The organism is uncultured Mucilaginibacter sp., assembly GCF_937859865.1.
Taxonomy (GTDB): Bacteria; Bacteroidota; Bacteroidia; order Sphingobacteriales; family Sphingobacteriaceae; genus Mucilaginibacter_A.
The window spans coordinates 30,032-49,931 of record NZ_CALMAT010000147.1 but is presented as its reverse complement, the minus strand read 5'-3'; the positions used below and the strand labels follow the sequence as shown (position 1 = coordinate 49,931).

Genomic DNA, 19,900 nt, shown 5'->3' with positions numbered 1-19,900 from the left:
CAATCACTTTCGGAATTTTAAAATAATCCGCATCGTGGTCGGGTGCATTCTGCAACGCTTCTTCGTGCGTGATTACTTCTTTTACCGCATCATTTCTGGTGATGTTTACGCCGGGGCTAAGGTAAACCAAAGGTTCCACGCCGGTGGTGTCCAGCTCGTTCAACTTCTCCATAAAAGACAAAATTTTGCTGAGGTCTTTGATCACGTTTTCCTTTTCTTCGGGCGCAATTTCTAATCTCGCCAGTTTGGCAATTTTATCTACCGTGTTGGTGTCTATCTTCATAATCCTTTAATTTTTGATGGATGATTTGGAAAACTTTTTCGCGCAAAGCATCGGCATCCGTCAACTTCAAACCTACGGTTTCTATCGGTTTATGAACAAAAATTTTGCAAGTTCCCGGTCGGCTGCCGTATTTCAAACCATCGTCCCACAACAATTTCCAGGTGGTAAAAGAAGTAACCGGAATAACCGGAACCTGCTGCTCAATGGCCAAACGGAACGGGCCGTTTTTAAACTCCTGCAATGCTGGCGGATAAATAGCTGCAATTTTTCCTTCGGGGAAGATGATCATCGTAATGCCGTTTTTCAAATATTCGGAAGCACGCTTAAAAGCCCGAAAAGCCGAAATATTACTGTCGCGTTTTACCGTAATGTCAATCGTTTTAAAAAATAGTTTAGTGGTTGGGTTCTGCAGCAGCTCCTCCTTTCCCATAAAACTAAAATTATTTTTGGCGAGGATAGTTGCCCAAGAAACATCGAGGTTGGAAGTATGGTTCGGGCAAATCACATACGTTTTTTTCCAGTCTATTTCCGCTTCAAATTCAAACCTGTAAAAAATGCCGCAAACTGCCGAACTCCATTTTGCCCATTTCGTGCGCAGCTTGTTCAGCGTTTGGTAGCGTTCTGTTTTTCGGGAAAAATAATAAAAAAAAGGATGAAAAAAGGCATATAAAAGAAGCACGCAAAACAGATAAAGATACGTGTGGCACTTTCGGAACAGCAATTTCATCAGCATCAAAAATATAAAAATTCCTTACTTTCGCCAGCTATGGAAACTGTTGTCAGCGGCATCCGCTCTACCGGGAAACTGCATTTGGGTAATTATTACGGCGCCATCCAAAACTTCGTGAAAATGCAGCACGAATACAACTGCTTTTTCTTTATTGCCGATCTGCATTCGCTCACTACACATCCAACGCCAACCGATTTGCATAGCAACGTGCGGCAGGTTTTGGTGGAATACCTGGCGGCAGGAATTGACCCGGAAAAAGCAACGATCTACATTCAATCTGAAGTGCCGGAAGTAAGCGAACTGTATTTGTATTTGAACATGAACGCTTATTTGGGCGAATTGGAACGCAGTACTTCTTTTAAGGATAAAATTCGGGCGCAACCAGAAAATGTAAATGCCGGTTTGCTGACTTATCCGGTTTTGATGGCTGCCGATATTTTGATGCACCGCGCCACCAAAGTCCCGGTTGGGAAAGACCAGGAACAACATTTGGAAATGGCACGCACTTTTGGCAACCGTTTTAACCGTTTGTACAAGCAAGATTATTTCCCCGAGCCTTATGCTTTCAACTTTAGCGAGAATTTGGTAAAAATCCCGGGTTTGGATGGAAAAGGGAAAATGGGAAAATCTGAAGGCGAAGGAAATGCGGTTTTTTTATCAGATTCGCCGGAAACAATCCGCAAAAAAGTAATGCGCGCCGTTACCGATAGCGGGCCAACAGCAGAAAATCAACCCAAACCAACCGAAATACAAAATTTGTTTGATTTGATGAAAGTGGTTTCTTCGGAAGATACTTTAACGTATTTTGAAGAATTGTACAACAAATGCCAAATCCGTTACGGCGATTTTAAAAAGCAATTGGCCGAAGACATCATCGTCGCCACTACGCCAATCCGCGAACGGATTGAAGACATCGCCAAAAACGAAGCTTATTTACGCCAGGTTAACCGTTTTGGCGCAGTAAAAGCCCGCGAAAGTGCCCAAAAAACGCTGAAAGAAGTACGGGAAATTATTGGGTTTAAGCGGATTTAGTTGAGAAAGGTTCATGGAAAATAGTTTATTGTTCATGGCCAAATCACACCCAATCGCAATTCTTTTACCATGAACCATTAACTAAAAACCATTAACCAAATGCACATTGCCGTTGTTGGAAATATTGGAGCCGGAAAAACTACTTTGACCGAGTTGCTGGCTAAAAATTACGGCTGGCAGCCACAGTACGAATCGGTAGAAAACAATCCGTATTTGGAAGATTTTTACAGCGACATGAAACGTTGGAGTTTTAACCTGCAAATCTTCTTTTTAAACAGCCGTTTCCAGCAAATTATGGAAATCCAGAAAAGTAAAGCAAACATCATCCAGGACCGGACGATTTATGAAGATGCTTTTATTTTTGCCGCCAATTTGCGCGATATGGATTTGATGACCGAACGCGATTACGAAAACTACCGCAAAATTTTCGACAACATCACTTCTTTTATCAAACCACCGGATTTGCTGATCTACCTCAAAGCTTCCGTTCCAACTTTAGTCAACAATATCCAACGCCGCGGCCGCGAATATGAAAGCGGCATCCGCTTGGATTACCTGTCGAAACTGAACGATAAATATTCGGAATGGATCAAAAATTACAAAAGCGGCAAACTGTTGATTTTGGATAAAGACAAACTGGATTTTGCCAATAAAACAGAAGATTTGGCTGTGGTGATTGATAAGATTGAAGTAGAAATTAACGGGTTGTTTTAGGAGAGAGGAATGAGGTTTAGAGGTGTGGGGTTTGAGGTAAAAAGCCGAGTGGTAAAATATCAAGTGCTTCTTTTATGGGGATAAATTAGTGGTCAATCCTGAAAAAACAGTGATAAAAGAAGCATTTTAAATTACCTAAAAAAATCAAATTTAAACGCTAACACACTATTCAAACCTCGCACCCCAAACCTCAAAACCTCAAACCAATGAAAATCCTCGGCATCATTCCTGCACGCTACGCTTCAACCCGGTTTCCGGCCAAGGCTTTGGTTGATATTTACGGAAAAAGCATGGTGCAGCGCGTTTACGAGCAGGCCAAAAAATGTTCGGCTTTAAGCGAAGTGATCGTTGCTACGGATAATGAACGAATTTTTAATCACGTGGAAGCTTTTGGCGGAAAAGTGATCATGACTTCAGCCCAACACCAAAGCGGAACAGACCGTTGTGCCGAAGTTGCTGCCGCTTTGCCGGAGTTTGATGTGGTGATTAACATTCAGGGCGACGAACCTTTTATCAACCCCGAACAAATTACCAAAGTGGCTGCTCTTTTTACCGATGTAAAAACAGCATTGGCCACACTGGTAAAAAAAATTGAAACGGAAGAAGAATTGCAAAATACCAACACGCCAAAGGTCGTCTTAAACAATCTTTCCGAAGCAATTTATTTTTCCCGTTCCGTCATTCCGCATATCCGAGGACAGGAAATACAAAACTGGCTGCAACACCATACTTTTTACAAGCACATCGGTATTTATGGTTACCGCTCGGCCGTTTTGCATCAAATTACAAAACTGCCTGTTTCTACTTTGGAAAAAGCCGAAAGTTTAGAGCAATTGCGTTGGATTGAAAACGGTTACCGTATTAAAGTTGCCGAAACCGAAATTGAAACTTTGGCCATTGATACACCTGCCGATTTGGAAAATATCCTTAAAAAGTATTCGAAAATTGATTAAAGCCCGTTTACAGTTTCAATAGAATCGTTGATACTGTTGTTGAGGTTTTCTACACTGTTGTAAAACCCGCCGCTGTTATCGGTATCGTCGTGCACATCTAAAACCTTGTCGTTTTGTGCCGAAACATCGAGATAAGAAGCGGATACAGCTGCAAATTTTTCAGAATTAAAAGTCAGCAATTTAGTTAACAAGGCTTCAAATTCCTGTGCGTAATGGCGCAGCAGTCTTGCGCTTTCGGCATCGTAAACTTTTAAGGCAGCCACTTTTTCGTGCAGCAGGGATAGTTCTTTTAACAGTTGTTCTTTCATAAAATTCAGGTTTCGCCCAAATATCAAAATAAATCAGAAATTAAAACTAACAATAATGCTTTATTTATCAAACCTAAAATTCAACTTTACTTTTACAATCCAAACCAATACAAATCCCTAAAATTGTGTTGTTAAATTTTTCGGTCTTGTTCCGAAAAAAAAGACAATCAATGGAGCAGCAATTTTACCAGCATTTATTTGAGCAAAGGCAAGGGACGGATATTGTCCCTTCCAACCAAGAAATTGCCGATTGGGCTTTGCAACTGATCGGCCTGCTGTTCCCCGAAAAATCTGAACGCACTTTCACCGATATTAATGCCCTAAAAGAAGCATTTGCTATTTCCGAAAAGCAGCTTTTTAAAATGATGGAAGCAACGGGTGCCTGCCAGGATTGCGATAACCGGCAAATTGCGGCTGCTTTTTTTGATGGAATCCCGGAGCTTTACCGCGTTTTAAATACCGATATCGAAGCCATTTTTAACAACGACCCGGCAGCACGGAGCCGTTTTGAAGTCATCCGCAGCTATCCGGGTTTTACGGCCGTTTCTTTTTACCGCATCGCCCATGCGCTGCTCCAAATGAATGTACCTTTGCTGCCGCGAATTTTAACCGAATATGTGCATGCTCGAACAGGAATTGACATCCATCCCGGTGCCATTATTGGCGAATATTTGCACATTGACCATGGAACTGGGATTGTCATTGGCGAAACTTGCATCTTGGGCAACAACATTAAACTATACCAGGGCGTTACTTTGGGCGCTTTAAGTGTGGATAAAAGTATGGCCGATATAAAACGGCACCCAACGATAGAAGATGGCGTGGTAATTTACTCGGGCGCCACAATTTTGGGCGGCGATACCGTTATCGGCAAAAACAGCATTATTGGCGGCAATGTTTGGCTTACCAAAAGTGTTCCGCCGGGTTCAGTTGTTTATCATAAACCCAGCATTACTGTTGCACAAACCACAATTTAATACGATAAAAGAAGCATTATGGCCGGAATTATTGATCTGATCGGAAATACGCCTTTGGTTGAAATTACCAGGCTCAACTCAAACCCAAATGTTCAGGTTTTTGCAAAGCTGGAAGGCAACAACCCGGGCGGAAGCGTGAAAGACCGTGCTGCATTAAACATGGTTAAAAGTGCTTTGGAACGGGGCGAAATAAAAGCCGGAACCAAACTAATTGAAGCCACCAGCGGCAACACCGGCATAGCTTTGGCCATGATTGCGCGTTTGTTTGATTTGGAAATTGAATTGGTGCTTCCCTCCAACTCCACCAAAGAACGTGTGTTGACGATGGAAGCTTTTGGCGCGAAAGTTACGTTGCTGGAAGGGATTGAAAAATGCCGCGATTATGCCGTAGAAAAAGCAGCAAAGGGCGATTATTTTTTGATGAACCAGTTTTCCAATCGGGATAATTATTTGGCACATTATAAAACTACCGGACCGGAAATTTGGCGCGATACGAACGGTAAAATCACGCATTTTGTAAGCGCAATGGGCACCACCGGCAGCATCATGGGAAATTCGATGTTTTTGAAAGAACAAAACCCGGATGTGCAGATTATCGGTTGCCAGCCTACGGAAGAATCTTCTATCCCCGGCATCCGGCGTTGGCCTGAGGCTTATCTGCCCGAAATTTTTGATGCCAAGCGTGTTGACCGGATTGTGGATGTTTCCCAGGCTGATGCAACGGCCATGACCCGGAAAATGGCCAAAACTGAAGGGATTTTTGCCGGGATGAGCAGCGGCGGCGCATTAACCGTAGCGCTAAAAATAGCGCAGGAATTAGAAAGTGGTCTGATTGTTTTTATCGCCTGCGACCGCGGCGACCGCTATTTAAGCAGTGATTTATTTGGCTGATGCTTCTTTTACCACCATAAAATTTAGGGCATAAAAAAAGCATCCTGCATTAGTAGGATGCTTTTTTTATACAGATAAAATTATGACAACTTGCTTTTCAAATCTGAAGCTTTATCCTTTGCTTCGCTTACTTTATCTTCTGCCCAATCTTTGGCATCATCGGTTTTGGAAGAAACCAGGCTGATCAGATGATCCAGTTTAGAAGACAGTTTATCGGTCAAAGATTCTTTTAAACCTTCAGCTTCATCTACCAAATCTGTAAATTTATCTTTGAATTTGTCGCTAAAATCAGAAGCTGCATCGGCAACGGCTTCTTGCGTGTCTTCTCCGCTTTGCGGCGCTAATAAAATTCCGGCCAATACACCGGCCGCCACGCCGATCAAGATTCCGGCAATTAATTTTGATTCACTTTTCATCAGTTAAATTTTAAGGTTAAGTAATTTTTTGTTGTCATGAACAATTTTCACACCAAAAAGTTCAAACACAGGTGCAACACCACGCTTTTATTTATGTTTCAAAACCTGGCACCAAATTTTTGCCGATAAAAGAAGCATCGAACCCGACAGTGTTAAATTGCTTTATCATGCAAACGTCTAATTGGTTAATCAAACGATTAACTTCTTTAATTCTTTCTATATTTGGGCAAACATTATTGTTTAAAACAAATTAAGGTTTAAGCTTTTAGCTAATAACAAGCAGCTTATGCTAAATGTATAATCGAAAAGGGCAGCCAAAATTTTTTAACCATCTTGATGAAGCTTGACAACAGCACTACATTAGAAGAAGCCGAAACCGCAAAGCCAAGTTTGTGGCAACGTGTTTCTGTGTTTTTTGAAGATATATACAACGTTTACCGTTTTATACTTCGTTTTTTTAAAGAAGCTTTTTTGCCGCCTTACGAGTTTAAAGAGTTTATCCGCCAGTGTTACGAAGTTGGTTACCGCTCGTTTCCCTTGATTACGCTAACTGGTTTTATCACCGGCATCGTTTTTACCAAACAATCGCGGCCTTCTTTGTCAGAATTTGGCGCAACTTCCTGGTTGCCTTCGCTGGTTTCCATTGCTATTTTCCGCGCTTTGGCGCCTTTGGTTACCGCTTTAATCGGTGCCGGAAAAGTAGGTTCGAGCATTGGCGCCGAACTGGCCTCCATGAAAGTAACCGAACAGATTGATGCGATGGAAGTATCGGCCACCAAACCTTTCAAGTTTTTGGTTTGTATGCGGGTTTTGGCCACCACCGTCAGCATCCCGATTTTGGTGATGTACACGGCTTTCGTTTCCATGATTGGCGCTTATTTAAACGTTAGCCAAAACGAAGGGACAAGTATCAGTGCTTTTTTCCAGGATGCGTTTGAGCCTATTTCTTTTCTGGATTTTAATACCTCGCTAATCAAATCCATCGTTTTTGGTTTTACCATCGGGATGGTGGGCTGCTATCAGGGCTTCAATTCGTCAAAAGGCACGGAAGGCGTTGGCAAAGCCGCAAATTCGGCCGTGGTTTTGGGCATGTTTTTGGTTTTTGTGGAAGAAATTGTAATTGTACAGATTTCCGGCTTTTTCCGGGTTTAAGTCGAAAAGAAATGGAAAAGCAAAAAGCAGACATTGACAAAAGCAAAGCCGTTATAGACATAAAAGGTTTGGAGAAATCTTTTGGCGATTATGACGTACTGCGCGGCATAGACCTGAAAGTTTACCAGGGCGAAAACGTGGTGGTTTTAGGACGTTCCGGGACCGGAAAATCAGTGTTGATCAAAATTATTTCGGGCTTGCTAAAACCGGATGCCGGAACAGTGAACGTACTTGGCGAAGATGTAAACAGCCTGAACTCAAAAGAATTGGAGCAGCTTCGTTTGCGCATCGGTTTTTCTTTTCAAAACAGTGCTTTGTACGATAGCATGACGGTGCGCGGCAATTTGGAATTTCCGCTGGTGCGCAACCAACGAAAACTAACCAAAGCCGAAGTAAACAAAGAGGTAGAAACCGTGCTGGATGCAGTTGGCCTGCTGCAAACCATCAACCAAATGCCTTCCGAACTTTCGGGCGGGCAGCGCAAACGGATCGGTATTGCACGTACTTTGATTTTAAAACCCGAAATTATGCTGTATGATGAACCTACGGCCGGCCTCGACCCAATTACCTGCATCGAAATAAACCACTTGATAAACGAAGTGCAAAAAAACTACCACACTTCTTCCATCATCATTACGCACGATTTAACTTGTGCCAAAGAAACCGGCGACCGCGTAGCCATGCTGCTTGATGGCAAATTTGAGCGTACCGGAACTTTCGAAGAAGTTTTTAATACCGATGACGAGCGCGTGAAAACATTTTACAATTACAATTTTATCCAATAAATTATGCAAACAGCAGAAACTAAACGAAACATATTGGTAGGCTTATTTATATTTTTTGGCCTTGTTATTTTTATCGTGGGCATATTTACCTTGGGCGGCCAGCAAAAATCCTTTGTTAAATCGCTGCGTATCAATGCTGTTTTCAACGACATCGGCGGGTTAAAAGCCGGCAACAATGTTTGGTTTTCGGGCGTGAAGATCGGCACGGTAAAAACTATCAAGTTTTATGGCCGCTCTCAAGTTGAGGTGAACATGAGCATCGAGCAATCGGCACAGCAATACATCCGGAAAGATGCAAGTGCAAAATTGAGTTCTGATGGTTTGATCGGTAATAAAATCATTGTGCTTTTTGGCGGAAACCCCAAAATGCCGGAAATAGAAGACGGCGATATTTTGCAAGTGCAAAAAGAGCTTTCTACCGATGACATCATGAAAACTTTTCAGCAGAACAATGAAAACCTGATCGGCATTACTTCTAATTTTAAAAAGTTAAGTACAGATATTGTAAAAGGAAAAGGGACTGCAGGTGCCTTATTGGCCGATTCGAGTTTGGCGATGAGCTTTCGCGCCATTGTTAACAATTTGCAAAAAACAACACGCACATCGGCGCAGTTGGCCGGGCAGTTAGGAGTGTTTGCAGCAAAACTGAATACCAAAGGCGGTTTGGCAGATAAAGTAATGACAGACACCAGTGTATTTAACAAACTGCAGGCAACGGCCAATCAATTGCAAAAAACAGCCGGAAACGCTTCTGCAATCACCGAAAACTTGACCAAAGCAAGCAATAAATTAAACAGTACAGACAACGCAATGGGTTTGTTGCTGAATGATGCCAAAACGGCCAACCAGGTTAAAACCACGATGGGCAATTTGGAGCAAAGCTCACAGAAACTGAATGATGATTTGGAAGCCGTGCAGCATAATTTTTTGCTTCGCGGATTTTTTAAGAAAAAAGAAAAAGCCGAAGCCGCTGCGGCCACAACCGCAACACCAAAAACAACTACAAACGAGTAATGCTTCTTTTATAGGGTAAATTTTGGTATCAACAAAAACGCCAGGCAAGTTGCTCGGCGTTTTTGGTTTTTTGTTGAATTTTGAAAAACCTTGATGCTTCTTTTATCGGCATAAAATCTACATTTTCCCCAATACTTCATCTAATTGCGTCGCCGTCATGCCGGGCGTAAAACGCGGGCCGTAAAGCAACCGGATCAGGAAAGTATCATAACTGTCAAACTTGACCACATTGTTGTTTTGCGAATAAAAAACGCTGCTCGGGCTATTTTCCAACGGTGTAAAAAAACCGAACAGCTTGATTATACTTTTCCGGATGGTGCTGCGGGCCGCAAGCTGATCTGAAAAATTGGGAATGGTAATCAAATCAATGGCCTGGTAAATTTCCCCTTTCCCGTTAAACTTGTAATAAGTGCCGCCAAGCTGGCTGAAAGACTGTGCAATAGCCGAAGGGATTTGTGCATTAAAATCGTTTTTGCTGCCGAGAAAAACAGAAAAATTGACTTCATCATTGGATTTTGCAGGAGCAATATCTAAACTTGTCAGTGCTTTTACCTGGCTGAAAATCGAATCAATTTCGGTAGAAGAATAAGCTACTTTTCCGGTGTAAACTTTATAACGGATTGGCACCACCCACTTTTTGATGATCAAATTGCCAGCCTGGTCTTTAGAAAGCGCAACTGTTTTAAAGTTTTGCTTATAAGTTGCGTCCAATCTATTTTGGGCGAAAGTTGCAACCGATAAAAAGCAACAGAACAAAAGCAGTATTTTAGTTTTCATTTTGGTTGAGGTTTCATTAGTAACAATATTAATTGAATTTGCCGGATAATTAAAGATAAACAAAAATAGTTTTTCACTCACCTAAAATTGTACCGGCAAGGCAATAGTTGATGTTTAAACCTATTTTTGCTGATCATGAAAAACAACAACAGGCAGCCTGCTAAAATTTATACCGATAAAAGAAGCATCTGCAAAAACCAATGATGAAAATTGAACAGTTTGAAGATAAAAGCCTGTCGCACTACGCTTACGCGATATTAAGCGAAAGTGAAATTGTACTAATTGATCCGGCCAGGGACATTGCACCATATGTAGCTTTTGCAGAAGCAAACAAATCAAAAATTATCGGCGTGATTGAAACACATCCACATGCAGATTTTGTAAGCGGCCATTTAGAACTGCACCAAAATTTGGGTGCAACTATTTATTGTTCCAAATTGGTTGATGCCGCTTATCCGCACCAAACTTTTGATGATAGCGATAGCTTGGAATTTGGAAAGATCAAATTAAAAGCAATCAATACGCCTGGCCATTCGCCCGATAGCATCAGCATAGTTTTGGAACATGAAGGAAAAGACCATGCTGTTTTTACCGGCGATACTTTGTTTATCGGCGATTGCGGCCGGCCGGATTTGCGGGAAAATACAGGAAACGTAATGGCCAAACGCGAAGAACTGGCGGCGCAGATGTATCATTCGTTACGTGAAAAATTGATGGTTTTGGCTGATGACGTGTTGGTTTATCCTGCGCATGGTGCCGGAACCTTGTGCGGAAAAGCTTTGAGCGAAGCCAACAGCAGCACCATTTATGCAGAAAAGCAAAGCAATTGGTCGTTACAAAAAATGACAGAAGAACAATTTGTAAAAGCTTTGATCGAAGACCAACCGTTTGTGCCCAGGTACTTTTCTTTTGATGTAGAACTGAATAAAAAAGGCGCAGCAAGTTTGGCTTCATCTATACCTAATATTCAATTATTGGATCCAGATGATTTGATCAATCTTAAAGAAAATATAACCATTGTAGATACAAGGCCAGCTTCACAATTTAAACTTGGACATTTGCCAAATTCCATCAACTTAATGGAAAATGGAAAGTTTGAAACTTGGCTGGGCAGCATTATCAGTCCAAGTGAAGAATTTTATCTGACGGCCGAAAATGAAATTGTTTTACAGGAAATGATCAAACGGACGGCAAAAATTGGCTATGAAACTTTGATCAAAGCAGCTTTCGTGTCCAATTTTGGGGCGATAAAAACAGCATTCCTCAATGTTGAAGCATTTAAAAACAACATGGATGATTATCAAATTGTTGATATCCGCAATCCAAATGAAGTTGCAGAACATCCAATCTTTGAGCGTTCTTTAAAAATCCCTTTACCAGAACTACGCGAAAGAATTGATGAAATTTCAACGGAAAAACCAATTGTAGTGCATTGCGCCGGCGGTTACCGCAGCGCAGCCGGAAGCAGTATTTTAAAAAACCAGCTTCCGAACGATGTAGTGGTTTATGATTTGGGAAATGCGGTTAATGAGTTTTGATTGGGCAAAGAATATTTGAAAAACAAGTTTAATTATCCTTCATTCCAAATATTATTTTCTATTTTTAGCGCATTCTACTCTCTTTATAAAATACTTCTTTTAAGCACATAAATTCAATAATGTGCGTGCATCGTAACCGAAAAAAATACGATGGATAACGAACTATTTTCAAAAAATTTATAAAGAGATACCAATGAACCAACCGATAAAAGTTGCCCTGCTTGGTGCAACCGGAAAAGCAGGAAAATACATTTTGCAAGAATTACTTCAACAAGGATATAGTGTAAAAGCATTGATTAGGCAGCCGGAAAATTTTCTAATTACACATCCATTATTAGAAATAATAAAAGGGGATATCAAAGATTTCGAAACAACCCGCTTGTTATTAAGCAATTGTCAAGTGGTAATTAGCTCGATCGGGCCAAAAAAAGACGAGCCTTTGGTTCACAGTTTGGCTACCACAAACATTTTAAAAGCGATGGATGAATTTCATATCCGTCGTTATATTTCGTTGACCGGTTTAAATGTTGATGTTCCGGGAGATCAAAAAAGTGAAGCAAACCAGGCAAGTACCGATTGGATGCGGCAAACATTTCCGGAGGCTGTTGCAGACAGGCAACTCTCCTATGAAATTTTAAGCAAAAGCAACACCGATTGGACTTTTGTAAGATTGCCCTGGATTGAACAAACCGAAGAACGGCGCGGAATTACCGTGAACTTGCAAGATTGTAAAGGCGAAAAAATCAGCACAAGTGATTTGGCCGATTTTCTGACCGCGCAAATTTCGGACACTAATTATTTAAGGAAAGTACCTTTTGTTGCGAGTTTGTAATTGATAAATTTAAAGGGAGCCGATATTGGTTGGCTTCCTTTTTATAAATTTCATACTTATTCTTTATGAAACTCTTTTAACGTATTCTTAAACATCCACCATAAAATATACTTCTTTTAGCAGTAAAATTTTGCTAAAGTATGGTGCATGTTGCCAATTTAAAAATTAAAAAGCCCACTAATTTTTAGGCGATAAAAGAAGCATCATCAATTTTAAATGGGCGTATAGAACTTATAGAAAAAATCAGGGTTTTTAATGCCGTAATCTTTAATATCTGTACTAAGCGTAACCCAATCGTTTATCTGATAAGTTTTAGCGCCGGTTTTAACTTCGTGTACAAAACGCAAACGCACATGGTCGCTATCTTCAATCTGGTCAAAGTTGGGCGCAGTTGGTTTAAAGTTTAAAGTAAACTGATAGCCATTTACAATTTCCAATCTTGCACTTTTCCATTTTCCGTTGGGATACTTTTGGATATGTGTTATTTGTCCGTCTGCAAAACGCACTTTGTTTCTTTCATACAAAAAAGGATAATCTGGTATTTTTTCTGCTTCGGCTAATTGGAATATTTTCACGTTATTTTTATAAATAGAAGCAGGTTGAATGATAATTACTGTATTTTTTCCAAAAGTACTTCCAAAAACTTTTAAGGTAATTTCGTCTCCTACTTTAAGTAAATTGTTTAGTTGCTTTTCCTGACCATACTTTGTCGGTATAAAGTATTCATTACCGTTGTAAACAACTAAAAAACCTCTTACTTTACCATTATTAGAAATAAACATATCTGAATTTTTTCTGGCATCTCTGTTTATAGTGTCTTTAATTTTTACAGTTATGGTTTTCCCGGTAATATCCTTTGCAAGCTTCTCTTTCTGTTTAAATTCATCTGTTTGGCGGTAAGCTTTAAAGGCTGCTTCTCCTTTTATTTCTTCTGGTGTGCGTTTAACTTTTTGGCGATCTTTTACAATATCAGAATCTTTTTTAGTGTTGAAAGTAAATAAAGCATCAAACTTCCTTACATTAGTAGGTAAACTGTATTTCGTGCCAAACCAAACACCTTTTAATTCTAATGTTTTGATAAATGAAGTTGATAATCTTTCAATCTGATTCTCAGTATAAAGCTTATTATCAATTAAAAAAACAGCTTTGCCATTAACACTTATGTTCTTTGTTGCACTACGTCCGTATGGCTCCTGCATTTGCACAATTATTTTATCAAAAAACCCTCCTTTTCCATCTTTCAATCTCAAACGAGTATAAAATTGATTTTTGGGTACATTTCTTTCTTTGATCAAGTTTTCCTTTTCTAAAGGCGTTATATAACTAACTTTACCATTTTTGGTAGTAATTTCTACAAATCCGTCTTTAATTAATATACCATGCTTTTTTATGGTAAGATCAGGGCTCCATATTCCCATACTTTTAATACAGGAGTTTCCTATTTTATACAAAACTTCCTTCCCATAGACTTTACCGTCAATCAAAACCAGCGGATTTTTACCCAGTTTTTCCACGCCGTCAATAACACTATATTCTTTATCCTGACTACTACTTTTTAGCTGTGCAAAAGCCAGACAACTTACCAATATCACCGGTACGATAAGTCCATAAATTACTTTTCTCATTTTTGCTGAAGGTTTATTAAATAACATTGTAATGCGCTTTTTAAGTGGTATTTTACTGAAGTTGTGATAGAGCATACCTTGCCCGGCTACTGATAAATGCAAAAGCAAATCGGCATACATACTTTTATCCGTTGAATTAGCCATTGCACGGTCCACTTCAAACTCATGGTTTTCTTCTATGGATTTTGAAAAGAAGTAGATGAACGGGTTAAACCATAAGATAATCTGTGCAATTTTTACAACCATCCGATCAATAGAATGATGCAATTTAACATGCAACATTTCGTGTGCGATAATTTGTTGCCGTTCATCAGCAGATAATTCCTGATCGTTTAAAAAAATATAATTAAAAAAAGAACCGTTAGGCAGTTTAGGCTGATTGTATAGAATATTCACAGTTCCAACTTTGGTAATTTTTTTGGCAGAAAGCCTTTTAAACAAGATGATCAAAGTAACAATCAAATGAATAGCAAGCACTGATACAATTGAAAGATAACTGGTTTTTAATAACAACATCCAATCCATTGGATTTTCTGTTGCAACAGGAATTTGAATATTTGGTAAATCCGAAGATGCGGATTGCAATGTGTTTACATAAACTATTTGCTGCATTACAGGCATTTGCTGTACTTGCGGATCAACAGAAATGCGGACTGACGGAATAACAAAACTTAAAAAGATACTGCCCAATAAATACCATCGGTTTAATACAAAAAAAGTAAGTTTGCTTAAAAACAAATAATAGAACAGATAAAAGATGGCCGTACAAGCCGATACTTGAAACAGATAAATTAGAAAGTTCATAGCCCTTTGTTTTGATTGATGATTGCTTTAACCTTGTTTAAATCCTCCTCGCTTAATTGTCCTTCTTTTACAATAAATGAAAAAAGGCTTTCTGCAGAATTGTCAAAGTACCCGGAGAAAAGCTTTTTAAAAGAACTTTTCCGGTACTCGGTTTTAGAAATAATCGGGAAATACTCGTAGGTTTTACCGTAAGCTTTAAAACCTACATAACCTTTTTTTTCGAGCAAACGCACCACTGAGGAAATGGTATTGTAAGGTGGTTTCGGGTCATCAGGCAGGGCATCAATAATGTCTTTTACAAAACACTTTTTCAACTGCCATAAAATTTGCATTACGCGTTCTTCGGTTTTGGTTAATTCTTCCATAACCAAAATTATAACTTATCTTTCAGTTATACAACTTATTTCTACGTTTTATAACTTATTTTTCAGGAAACGTAGATTTAGTTAAAATACAATGTAATTTTAACCAACTTCAACAGTCAGCTTCCTTTCCCCGATAAGCCAAAAACAACCTCACCGCTTCCACCGCTTCCTTCACATCATGAACCCTTAAAATCGAAGCACCATTTAGCAAAGCCATCGTGTTTAAAACCGTGGTTCCGTTCAGCGCGGTTTCTGCTGTTCCGCCCAAAGTTTTGTAAATCATTTTTTTGCGGGAAATGCCGGCCAAAACGGGAAGATTCAGCAACTCAAAACCTTGCATTTGCTGCAACAGTTGAAAGCTTTGTTCGCGTGTTTTGGCAAAACCAAAACCCGGATCCAAAATAACATCGTGTACGTGCAATTGCTTCAGCCGGTAAACTTTCGCTGCAAAATAATCAAACACTTCGCCAAAAACATCTTCGTATTGCGCCTGTTCCTGCATGTTTTGCGGTGTCCCTTTCATGTGCATCAAAATGTACGGAACCTGCAAACGGGCAACGGTGGCAAACATTTGTTCGTCTAATTCTCCGCCAGAAATATCATTGATTAAATGCGCACCGGCTTTTATCGCAACTTCTGCAACTGCTGACCGAAAAGTATCAACCGATAAAACCGCTTCCGGAAAAGCTTTTACAACCGCTTCAACCACAGGCAATAAACGTTCTGTTTCTTCCTCTGCAGCAATATCCGCAGCGCCTGGCCGGGAAGAATAAGCACCAATATCCAGGAAACCCGCGCCTTCGTTCACCATTTTTTCTGCCATAAAAACAGCATCGCTGGTGCCCTGCTTCCGGCTTCCAGCAAAAAAAGAATCCGGCGTAACGTTGATGATGCCCATCACTTTTGGCGTGCCCAGATCAATCAGTTTGCCGCCCGCATTAACCGTCGTCTTTTTCTGAAAAAATGTATCTTTAGCCATCTTAAAAACGGCAATTTTAATAGGCCGTTCCGTTAAACAAATATCGAATTTAAATTGAACCCCGCTATTTTGAACCGTACAGAAGCCGAATATCAAGCTATAATCCAAGTTTGCAGAGACTTGTTTATCAAAAAAACAAAAGATTACGGCACGGCCTGGCGCATCCTGCGCCCTGCTTCTATTACCGATCAGATTTTTATCAAAGCCCAAAGAATCAGAACTTTAGAAGAAACCGGAATCAATAAAGTTGGCGACGGGATTACCGGCGAATACATTGGCATTGTGAACTATTGTGTGATGGGCATTTTGCAGTTGGAACTTGAAACGGAAACGCCACTGGAAATGGATATGGAAGATGCATGCTTCTTTTATGACCAAAAAATTAGGGAAACGTACGAACTGATGCTGGACAAAAACCACGATTACGGCGAAGCCTGGCGCGATATGCGTATCAGTTCGTTAACCGATTTGATTTTGATGAAACTGCTGCGTGTAAAACAGATTGAAGATAACGCCGGAAAAACTTTAGCTTCTGAAGGCGTAAAAGCCAATTACCAGGATATGCTGAACTATGCTGTTTTTGCCCTGATAAAATTAGGATTGAAATGAGAAAGAATTTAGTGTGGTTTTGCCGAGTTGCTGTCGGCCTGCTGTTTATTTTTTCGGGATTGATCAAAGCAAACGACCCGTTGGGTTTTTCGTACAAATTGGTAGAGTATTTTGAAGTTTTCCACCTCACTTTTTTAAACGGGCTGGCGCTTGCTTTGGCCATTTTTTTATGTGCGCTGGAAATGCTTTTCGGTTTTGCCTTGTTAATTGGCGCACGCGGAAAACAAGTGGCTTGGGGATTGCTTTTGCTCATCATTTTCTTTACGTTCCTCACTTTTTATTCTGCTGCGTTTAAAGTCGTTCAAAGTTGCGGTTGTTTTGGTGATGCCATTCCGCTTACGCCTTGGCAATCGTTTGGCAAAGATTTGGTTTTGCTGCTGCTGATTGTTTTTATCTTTTTAAATCGAAATTTTATTCAGCCTTTGTTCAACAAAAAAACAGAAAATGGAATGCTTCTTTTAGCCACTATTTTTTCGTTTGGCGTGGGCATTTACACCTACAATTTTTTGCCACTGATTGATTTTCTGCCTTATAAAGTTGGCGCCAATTTGCCGGAAGAAATGAAAATCCCGGCAAATGCCGTTCCGGACGAATACGAAATTACCTACAATCTTCATAACAAAAAAACAGGCGATAAAAGAAGCATCACCAATAAAGAATATTTAAAATCGGGGATTTGGAAAGACAACAACTGGGAAATTGTAGGCGAACCAAGCAGCGTTTTAATTAAAAAAGGTTTTGAGGCGAAGATCAAAGATTTGAATATCAGCGATGCGCAGGGAAACGATTACACCAAAGAATTGCTGCAAAATCCGTTTTATAATTTGATTGTGGTAGCTTATAATCTGAATGAAACCAACGGCGATGCAATTAATAAAATCAATGCTTTATCTTTAAATCTCACACAAAACTTTAACGTTCGCACAGTTTTACTTACTTCTAATTCTGCACAAGATGCTGAAGCTTTTAGCAAAAAACACAAGTTGTTTATGGAAGTTTTTTATGCAGATGGCGTTCCGTTAAAAACGATAGTTCGTGCAAATCCCGGTATTTTGTTGATGAAAAACGGAACGGTTATTGGAAAATGGCATTATCACAATTTGCCGAAATATGAGGAGTTGGTGGATAAGTATATTGGTAAACAGTAACTTTATTTATGAAGATTACGAAACTGGAATTAAAGAATTTTAAACGTTTTGATAATTTGACGATTGATTTAACATCTTTGGTTAAACCGGCAAAATTGGTGTTATTGATTGGGACAAATGGTTCTGGGAAGTCTTCTGTGTTTGATGCGTTTGAGTTTGCTAATAAAGTTATAAGACATGATGTTTATATCGAACCTACAAACCCAAAACCACCTAATGGATATTATGAAAAGAATAAATTTGAAAATTACTACATTAATATATTTTTTGATTATGATTTAATTTTTTCAAATAGCAGATCGGTATCACAAGTTGGTCAATTTCCTTACAATACTTTTTACGGAAGAACAAGCAATAGACAGATTACAAAACTAACACGTACAGCTTTAGGACAAGGAAATTTATCTTTTGAAAATGACCGAGACCGTCCTGACACTTTTATTGATCGCGACGACAGATTTGAAAATGACATTGAAAAAGTAGCTTCTTCAATTTTAACAGATGTTTTTAAAGGTAATTATTCAACAGAGCAAATTATTGAAAGTTATATTAATCCTATAAACAAAGCTTTTATAAATATTTTTGGAGTCCAAGTTAACACAAAGGTTGAATTAACTTCGTTTAAACCTCCTTTAGAAGGAAACACTGCTGAAATATTATTTAAAAAAGGAACTTCAACAATTCCTTATAATTTACTAAGTAGTGGTGAAAAAGAAATTTTTAACATTTTACTAAACCTTCTAACAAGAAAAGAATATTTCCAAGATACAATTTACTTTTTAGATGAAATTGATCTTCACCTCAACACCCAGCTTCAAAAAAACTTATTAAAAGAAATTAGCGAAAATTGGATTCCGGAAAATTGCCAATTATGGACGGCCAGTCACTCTTTAGGTTTCATTGAATATGCAAATGAAGCGGAACATGCGGCCATTATTGATTTTGATAATCTAAACTTTGATGTTCCGCAAATCATCACGCCTTCACCCAAAAAGAACTTTGATGTTTTTGAAATTGCGGTAAGCAAAGAGTTTCTATCAAAAGTTTTTGAAGGCAAAAGGATTATCTTTTCAGAAAACACAGATACTTCCCGATATAACAACTTAAAATTAGAAAACACAGTTTTTTTTGTTGGAAAAGACAAGGCTGATGTTTTTCATAAAGCTAAAAATAGTTCTGCTTATGACGGTTTAATTGATAGGGATTATTTAACTGATGAAGAAAGGATTGATCTGCTGCACCAGTATAACAACTTGTATATTTTAAATTATTATTCGATTGAAAACTATTTCTATCATCCGGATAATTTAGAAGAACATTATAAAACCGTTGGTAAAGATTTTTCAAAAGAAGCTTATTTAGAAGCTATTGCAAAAGAGAAAGAATCAATTAAATCTCAAATTCTGATCAGGTTTCCAAGGGCAAGGGATGGTTATCCTTTTTACAGAGAAAAAGAAAATGAAAAAAAATTAAAAGCTTTCAGATTCAATGATCAAAATGTTCTTCAGATGATTGAAAGTGCCGATTTTGAAACTTTTTATAAAGTGTTTCCAGCGAAAGATTACGGGAAACAAATCCGGGAACGGCAAAATTTAAACCCTTCCGATCTTGCCAAAACCAATTGGTTTAAAACTAAAATTGAAGAAGTTTTAACCAAATGATAGCCTACCTCCTCCGCAAATTATTGTACGGTTTTGCCGTGATGCTGGGCGTAATTGTGGTGGTTTTTTTTCTGTTTAATGTTTTGCCTGCTGATCCGGCACGAATGACACAAGGACAAAGGAGCGATGTGCAATCTTTAGAAGCCGTACGCAAAGAATTTGGTTTGGATAAACCCATTCCTGTTCAGTTTGCTTATTATTTCAATGATCTTTCGCCTGTTGGTTTTCATGAAAACTCGAAAGAAGAACAGCAGAAATACGGTTACATCAAATTGTTTTCTTTCGGAAAAAACAAAGTCATCGCACT

The 19,900-nt window shown here is 39.1% G+C and carries 21 protein-coding genes and 1 pseudogene; 14 read left to right on the top strand and 8 right to left on the bottom strand.

Going from position 1 to position 19,900, the window contains the following annotated elements; genetic code table 11:
* The coding region (gene gatC, locus Q0192_RS16085; RefSeq protein WP_299290992.1) for an Asp-tRNA(Asn)/Glu-tRNA(Gln) amidotransferase subunit GatC at positions 1 to 283 on the bottom strand (283 nt) is incomplete at its 3' end.
* Entirely contained in the window at positions 255 to 1,010 is a 756-nt protein-coding gene (locus tag Q0192_RS16080) for a lysophospholipid acyltransferase family protein (protein ID WP_299290990.1), read from the bottom strand. The genes gatC and Q0192_RS16080, both read right to left, overlap by 29 nt.
* Before the next feature lie 39 nt (positions 1,011 to 1,049).
* Between Q0192_RS16080 and trpS the strand changes: the two genes are divergently transcribed.
* From trpS to kdsB, 3 genes are all read left to right on the top strand, one after another.
* Positions 1,050 to 2,045: a tryptophan--tRNA ligase gene (gene trpS, locus Q0192_RS16075; protein ID WP_299290987.1), complete on the top strand. Its 996-nt coding sequence runs from the start codon at positions 1,050 to 1,052 to the stop codon at positions 2,043 to 2,045.
* A 99-nt stretch (positions 2,046 to 2,144) separates the two neighbouring features.
* Positions 2,145 to 2,759, top strand: coding sequence for a deoxynucleoside kinase (locus Q0192_RS16070; protein ID WP_299290985.1), 615 nt, complete (start codon positions 2,145 to 2,147; stop codon positions 2,757 to 2,759).
* Between the two features lie 206 nt (positions 2,760 to 2,965).
* Positions 2,966 to 3,712 carry a 3-deoxy-manno-octulosonate cytidylyltransferase gene (gene kdsB, locus Q0192_RS16065; RefSeq protein ID WP_299290983.1) on the top strand — a complete coding sequence of 249 codons (747 nt, stop codon included), beginning with the start codon at positions 2,966 to 2,968 and terminating at the stop codon, positions 3,710 to 3,712.
* Here kdsB and Q0192_RS16060 read toward each other — a convergent pair.
* On the bottom strand, positions 3,709 to 4,020 hold the full coding sequence (locus tag Q0192_RS16060; RefSeq protein WP_299290981.1) for a hypothetical protein: 312 nt from the start codon (positions 4,018 to 4,020) through the stop codon (positions 3,709 to 3,711). The two genes, kdsB and Q0192_RS16060, sit on opposite strands and share 4 nt — an antisense overlap.
* A 170-nt stretch (positions 4,021 to 4,190) precedes the next feature.
* Here Q0192_RS16060 and epsC point away from each other — a divergent pair, with 170 nt between their 5' ends.
* Both epsC and cysM read left to right on the top strand, forming a co-directional pair.
* The gene (epsC, locus tag Q0192_RS16055; protein ID WP_299290979.1) at positions 4,191 to 4,997 is read left to right on the top strand and encodes a serine O-acetyltransferase EpsC; all 807 of its coding nucleotides are present in this window, start codon (positions 4,191 to 4,193) and stop codon (positions 4,995 to 4,997) included.
* Positions 4,998 to 5,015: 18 nt separating this feature from the next.
* Positions 5,016 to 5,888, top strand: a complete 873-nt coding sequence (gene cysM, locus Q0192_RS16050) for a cysteine synthase CysM (RefSeq protein WP_299290977.1) — start codon at positions 5,016 to 5,018, stop codon at positions 5,886 to 5,888.
* Positions 5,889 to 5,968: 80 nt separating this feature from the next.
* Here the strand turns inward: cysM and Q0192_RS16045 are convergent, their stop codons facing one another.
* Complete coding sequence (locus tag Q0192_RS16045) at positions 5,969 to 6,304, bottom strand: YtxH domain-containing protein (RefSeq protein ID WP_299290976.1); 336 nt, start codon at positions 6,302 to 6,304, stop codon at positions 5,969 to 5,971.
* A gap of 336 nt (positions 6,305 to 6,640) precedes the next feature.
* Between Q0192_RS16045 and Q0192_RS16040 the strand changes: the two genes are divergently transcribed.
* The 3 genes from Q0192_RS16040 to Q0192_RS16030 all read left to right on the top strand — a co-directional run bounded on the left by Q0192_RS16040 (position 6,641) and on the right by Q0192_RS16030 (position 9,255).
* Entirely contained in the window at positions 6,641 to 7,456 is an 816-nt protein-coding gene (locus Q0192_RS16040; protein ID WP_299290975.1) for an ABC transporter permease, read from the top strand.
* A gap of 11 nt (positions 7,457 to 7,467) precedes the next feature.
* A complete protein-coding gene (locus tag Q0192_RS16035) occupies positions 7,468 to 8,241 on the top strand; it encodes an ATP-binding cassette domain-containing protein (RefSeq protein ID WP_299290973.1) in 774 nt (257 codons plus the stop codon).
* Between the two features lie 75 nt (positions 8,242 to 8,316).
* On the top strand, positions 8,317 to 9,255 hold the full coding sequence (locus tag Q0192_RS16030; protein WP_366518206.1) for an MlaD family protein: 939 nt from the start codon (positions 8,317 to 8,319) through the stop codon (positions 9,253 to 9,255).
* Between the two features lie 117 nt (positions 9,256 to 9,372).
* Here Q0192_RS16030 and Q0192_RS16025 read toward each other — a convergent pair whose 3' ends face one another.
* Positions 9,373 to 10,032, bottom strand: a complete 660-nt coding sequence (locus Q0192_RS16025; RefSeq protein ID WP_299290969.1) for a DUF2927 domain-containing protein — start codon at positions 10,030 to 10,032, stop codon at positions 9,373 to 9,375.
* A gap of 200 nt (positions 10,033 to 10,232) precedes the next feature.
* Here Q0192_RS16025 and Q0192_RS16020 point away from each other — a divergent pair, with 200 nt between their 5' ends.
* A complete protein-coding gene (locus tag Q0192_RS16020) occupies positions 10,233 to 11,570 on the top strand; it encodes a rhodanese-like domain-containing protein (protein ID WP_299290967.1) in 1,338 nt (445 codons plus the stop codon).
* Positions 11,571 to 11,763: 193 nt separating this feature from the next.
* Positions 11,764 to 12,402: an NAD(P)H-binding protein gene (locus tag Q0192_RS16015; RefSeq protein ID WP_299290965.1), complete on the top strand. Its 639-nt coding sequence runs from the start codon at positions 11,764 to 11,766 to the stop codon at positions 12,400 to 12,402.
* A gap of 212 nt (positions 12,403 to 12,614) precedes the next feature.
* Here Q0192_RS16015 and Q0192_RS16010 read toward each other — a convergent pair whose 3' ends face one another.
* The 3 genes from Q0192_RS16010 to folP all read right to left on the bottom strand — a co-directional run bounded on the left by Q0192_RS16010 (position 12,615) and on the right by folP (position 16,175).
* A complete protein-coding gene (locus Q0192_RS16010; RefSeq protein WP_299290963.1) occupies positions 12,615 to 14,831 on the bottom strand; it encodes a M56 family metallopeptidase in 2,217 nt (738 codons plus the stop codon).
* Positions 14,828 to 15,196, bottom strand: a complete 369-nt coding sequence (locus Q0192_RS16005) for a BlaI/MecI/CopY family transcriptional regulator (protein WP_299290961.1) — start codon at positions 15,194 to 15,196, stop codon at positions 14,828 to 14,830. Before Q0192_RS16005 ends, Q0192_RS16010 begins: the two co-directional genes overlap by 4 nt.
* A 109-nt stretch (positions 15,197 to 15,305) precedes the next feature.
* The gene (gene folP / locus Q0192_RS16000; RefSeq protein WP_299290959.1) at positions 15,306 to 16,175 is read right to left on the bottom strand and encodes a dihydropteroate synthase; all 870 of its coding nucleotides are present in this window, start codon (positions 16,173 to 16,175) and stop codon (positions 15,306 to 15,308) included.
* Between the two features lie 66 nt (positions 16,176 to 16,241).
* On the opposite strand from folP, the gene Q0192_RS15995 reads away from it, so the two are divergent.
* The 4 genes and pseudogenes from Q0192_RS15995 to Q0192_RS15980 form a co-directional block, all read left to right on the top strand.
* The gene (locus Q0192_RS15995) at positions 16,242 to 16,784 is read left to right on the top strand and encodes a DUF1599 domain-containing protein (protein ID WP_299290996.1); all 543 of its coding nucleotides are present in this window, start codon (positions 16,242 to 16,244) and stop codon (positions 16,782 to 16,784) included.
* Entirely contained in the window at positions 16,781 to 17,932 is a 1,152-nt protein-coding gene (locus tag Q0192_RS15990) for a BT_3928 family protein (RefSeq protein ID WP_299290957.1), read from the top strand. Before Q0192_RS15995 ends, Q0192_RS15990 begins: the two co-directional genes overlap by 4 nt.
* An 8-nt stretch (positions 17,933 to 17,940) precedes the next feature.
* Entirely contained in the window at positions 17,941 to 19,593 is a 1,653-nt protein-coding gene (locus Q0192_RS15985) for an AAA family ATPase (protein WP_299290955.1), read from the top strand.
* Positions 19,590 to 19,900, top strand: a pseudogene (locus Q0192_RS15980) (ABC transporter permease); the annotation flags it as partial. The gene Q0192_RS15985 and the pseudogene Q0192_RS15980, both read left to right, overlap by 4 nt.

What these genes read in the sequence shown, in the direction of transcription:
- Q0192_RS16080 (WP_299290990.1), bottom strand. Translation starts at nt 1,010, where the DNA reads ATGAAATTGCTGTTCCGAAAGTGCCACACGTATCTTTATCTGTTTTGC.
- trpS (WP_299290987.1), top strand. Translation starts at nt 1,050, where the DNA reads ATGGAAACTGTTGTCAGCGGCATCCGCTCTACCGGGAAACTGCATTTG.
- Q0192_RS16070 (WP_299290985.1), top strand. Translation starts at nt 2,145, where the DNA reads ATGCACATTGCCGTTGTTGGAAATATTGGAGCCGGAAAAACTACTTTG.
- kdsB (WP_299290983.1), top strand. Translation starts at nt 2,966, where the DNA reads ATGAAAATCCTCGGCATCATTCCTGCACGCTACGCTTCAACCCGGTTT.
- Q0192_RS16060 (WP_299290981.1), bottom strand. Translation starts at nt 4,020, where the DNA reads ATGAAAGAACAACTGTTAAAAGAACTATCCCTGCTGCACGAAAAAGTG.
- epsC (WP_299290979.1), top strand. Translation starts at nt 4,191, where the DNA reads ATGGAGCAGCAATTTTACCAGCATTTATTTGAGCAAAGGCAAGGGACG.
- cysM (WP_299290977.1), top strand. Translation starts at nt 5,016, where the DNA reads ATGGCCGGAATTATTGATCTGATCGGAAATACGCCTTTGGTTGAAATT.
- Q0192_RS16045 (WP_299290976.1), bottom strand. Translation starts at nt 6,304, where the DNA reads ATGAAAAGTGAATCAAAATTAATTGCCGGAATCTTGATCGGCGTGGCG.
- Q0192_RS16040 (WP_299290975.1), top strand. Translation starts at nt 6,641, where the DNA reads ATGAAGCTTGACAACAGCACTACATTAGAAGAAGCCGAAACCGCAAAG.
- Q0192_RS16035 (WP_299290973.1), top strand. Translation starts at nt 7,468, where the DNA reads ATGGAAAAGCAAAAAGCAGACATTGACAAAAGCAAAGCCGTTATAGAC.
- Q0192_RS16025 (WP_299290969.1), bottom strand. Translation starts at nt 10,032, where the DNA reads ATGAAAACTAAAATACTGCTTTTGTTCTGTTGCTTTTTATCGGTTGCA.
- Q0192_RS16020 (WP_299290967.1), top strand. Translation starts at nt 10,233, where the DNA reads ATGATGAAAATTGAACAGTTTGAAGATAAAAGCCTGTCGCACTACGCT.
- Q0192_RS16015 (WP_299290965.1), top strand. Translation starts at nt 11,764, where the DNA reads ATGAACCAACCGATAAAAGTTGCCCTGCTTGGTGCAACCGGAAAAGCA.
- Q0192_RS16010 (WP_299290963.1), bottom strand. Translation starts at nt 14,831, where the DNA reads ATGAACTTTCTAATTTATCTGTTTCAAGTATCGGCTTGTACGGCCATC.
- Q0192_RS16005 (WP_299290961.1), bottom strand. Translation starts at nt 15,196, where the DNA reads ATGGAAGAATTAACCAAAACCGAAGAACGCGTAATGCAAATTTTATGG.
- folP (WP_299290959.1), bottom strand. Translation starts at nt 16,175, where the DNA reads ATGGCTAAAGATACATTTTTTCAGAAAAAGACGACGGTTAATGCGGGC.
- Q0192_RS15990 (WP_299290957.1), top strand. Translation starts at nt 16,781, where the DNA reads ATGAGAAAGAATTTAGTGTGGTTTTGCCGAGTTGCTGTCGGCCTGCTG.
- Q0192_RS15985 (WP_299290955.1), top strand. Translation starts at nt 17,941, where the DNA reads ATGAAGATTACGAAACTGGAATTAAAGAATTTTAAACGTTTTGATAAT.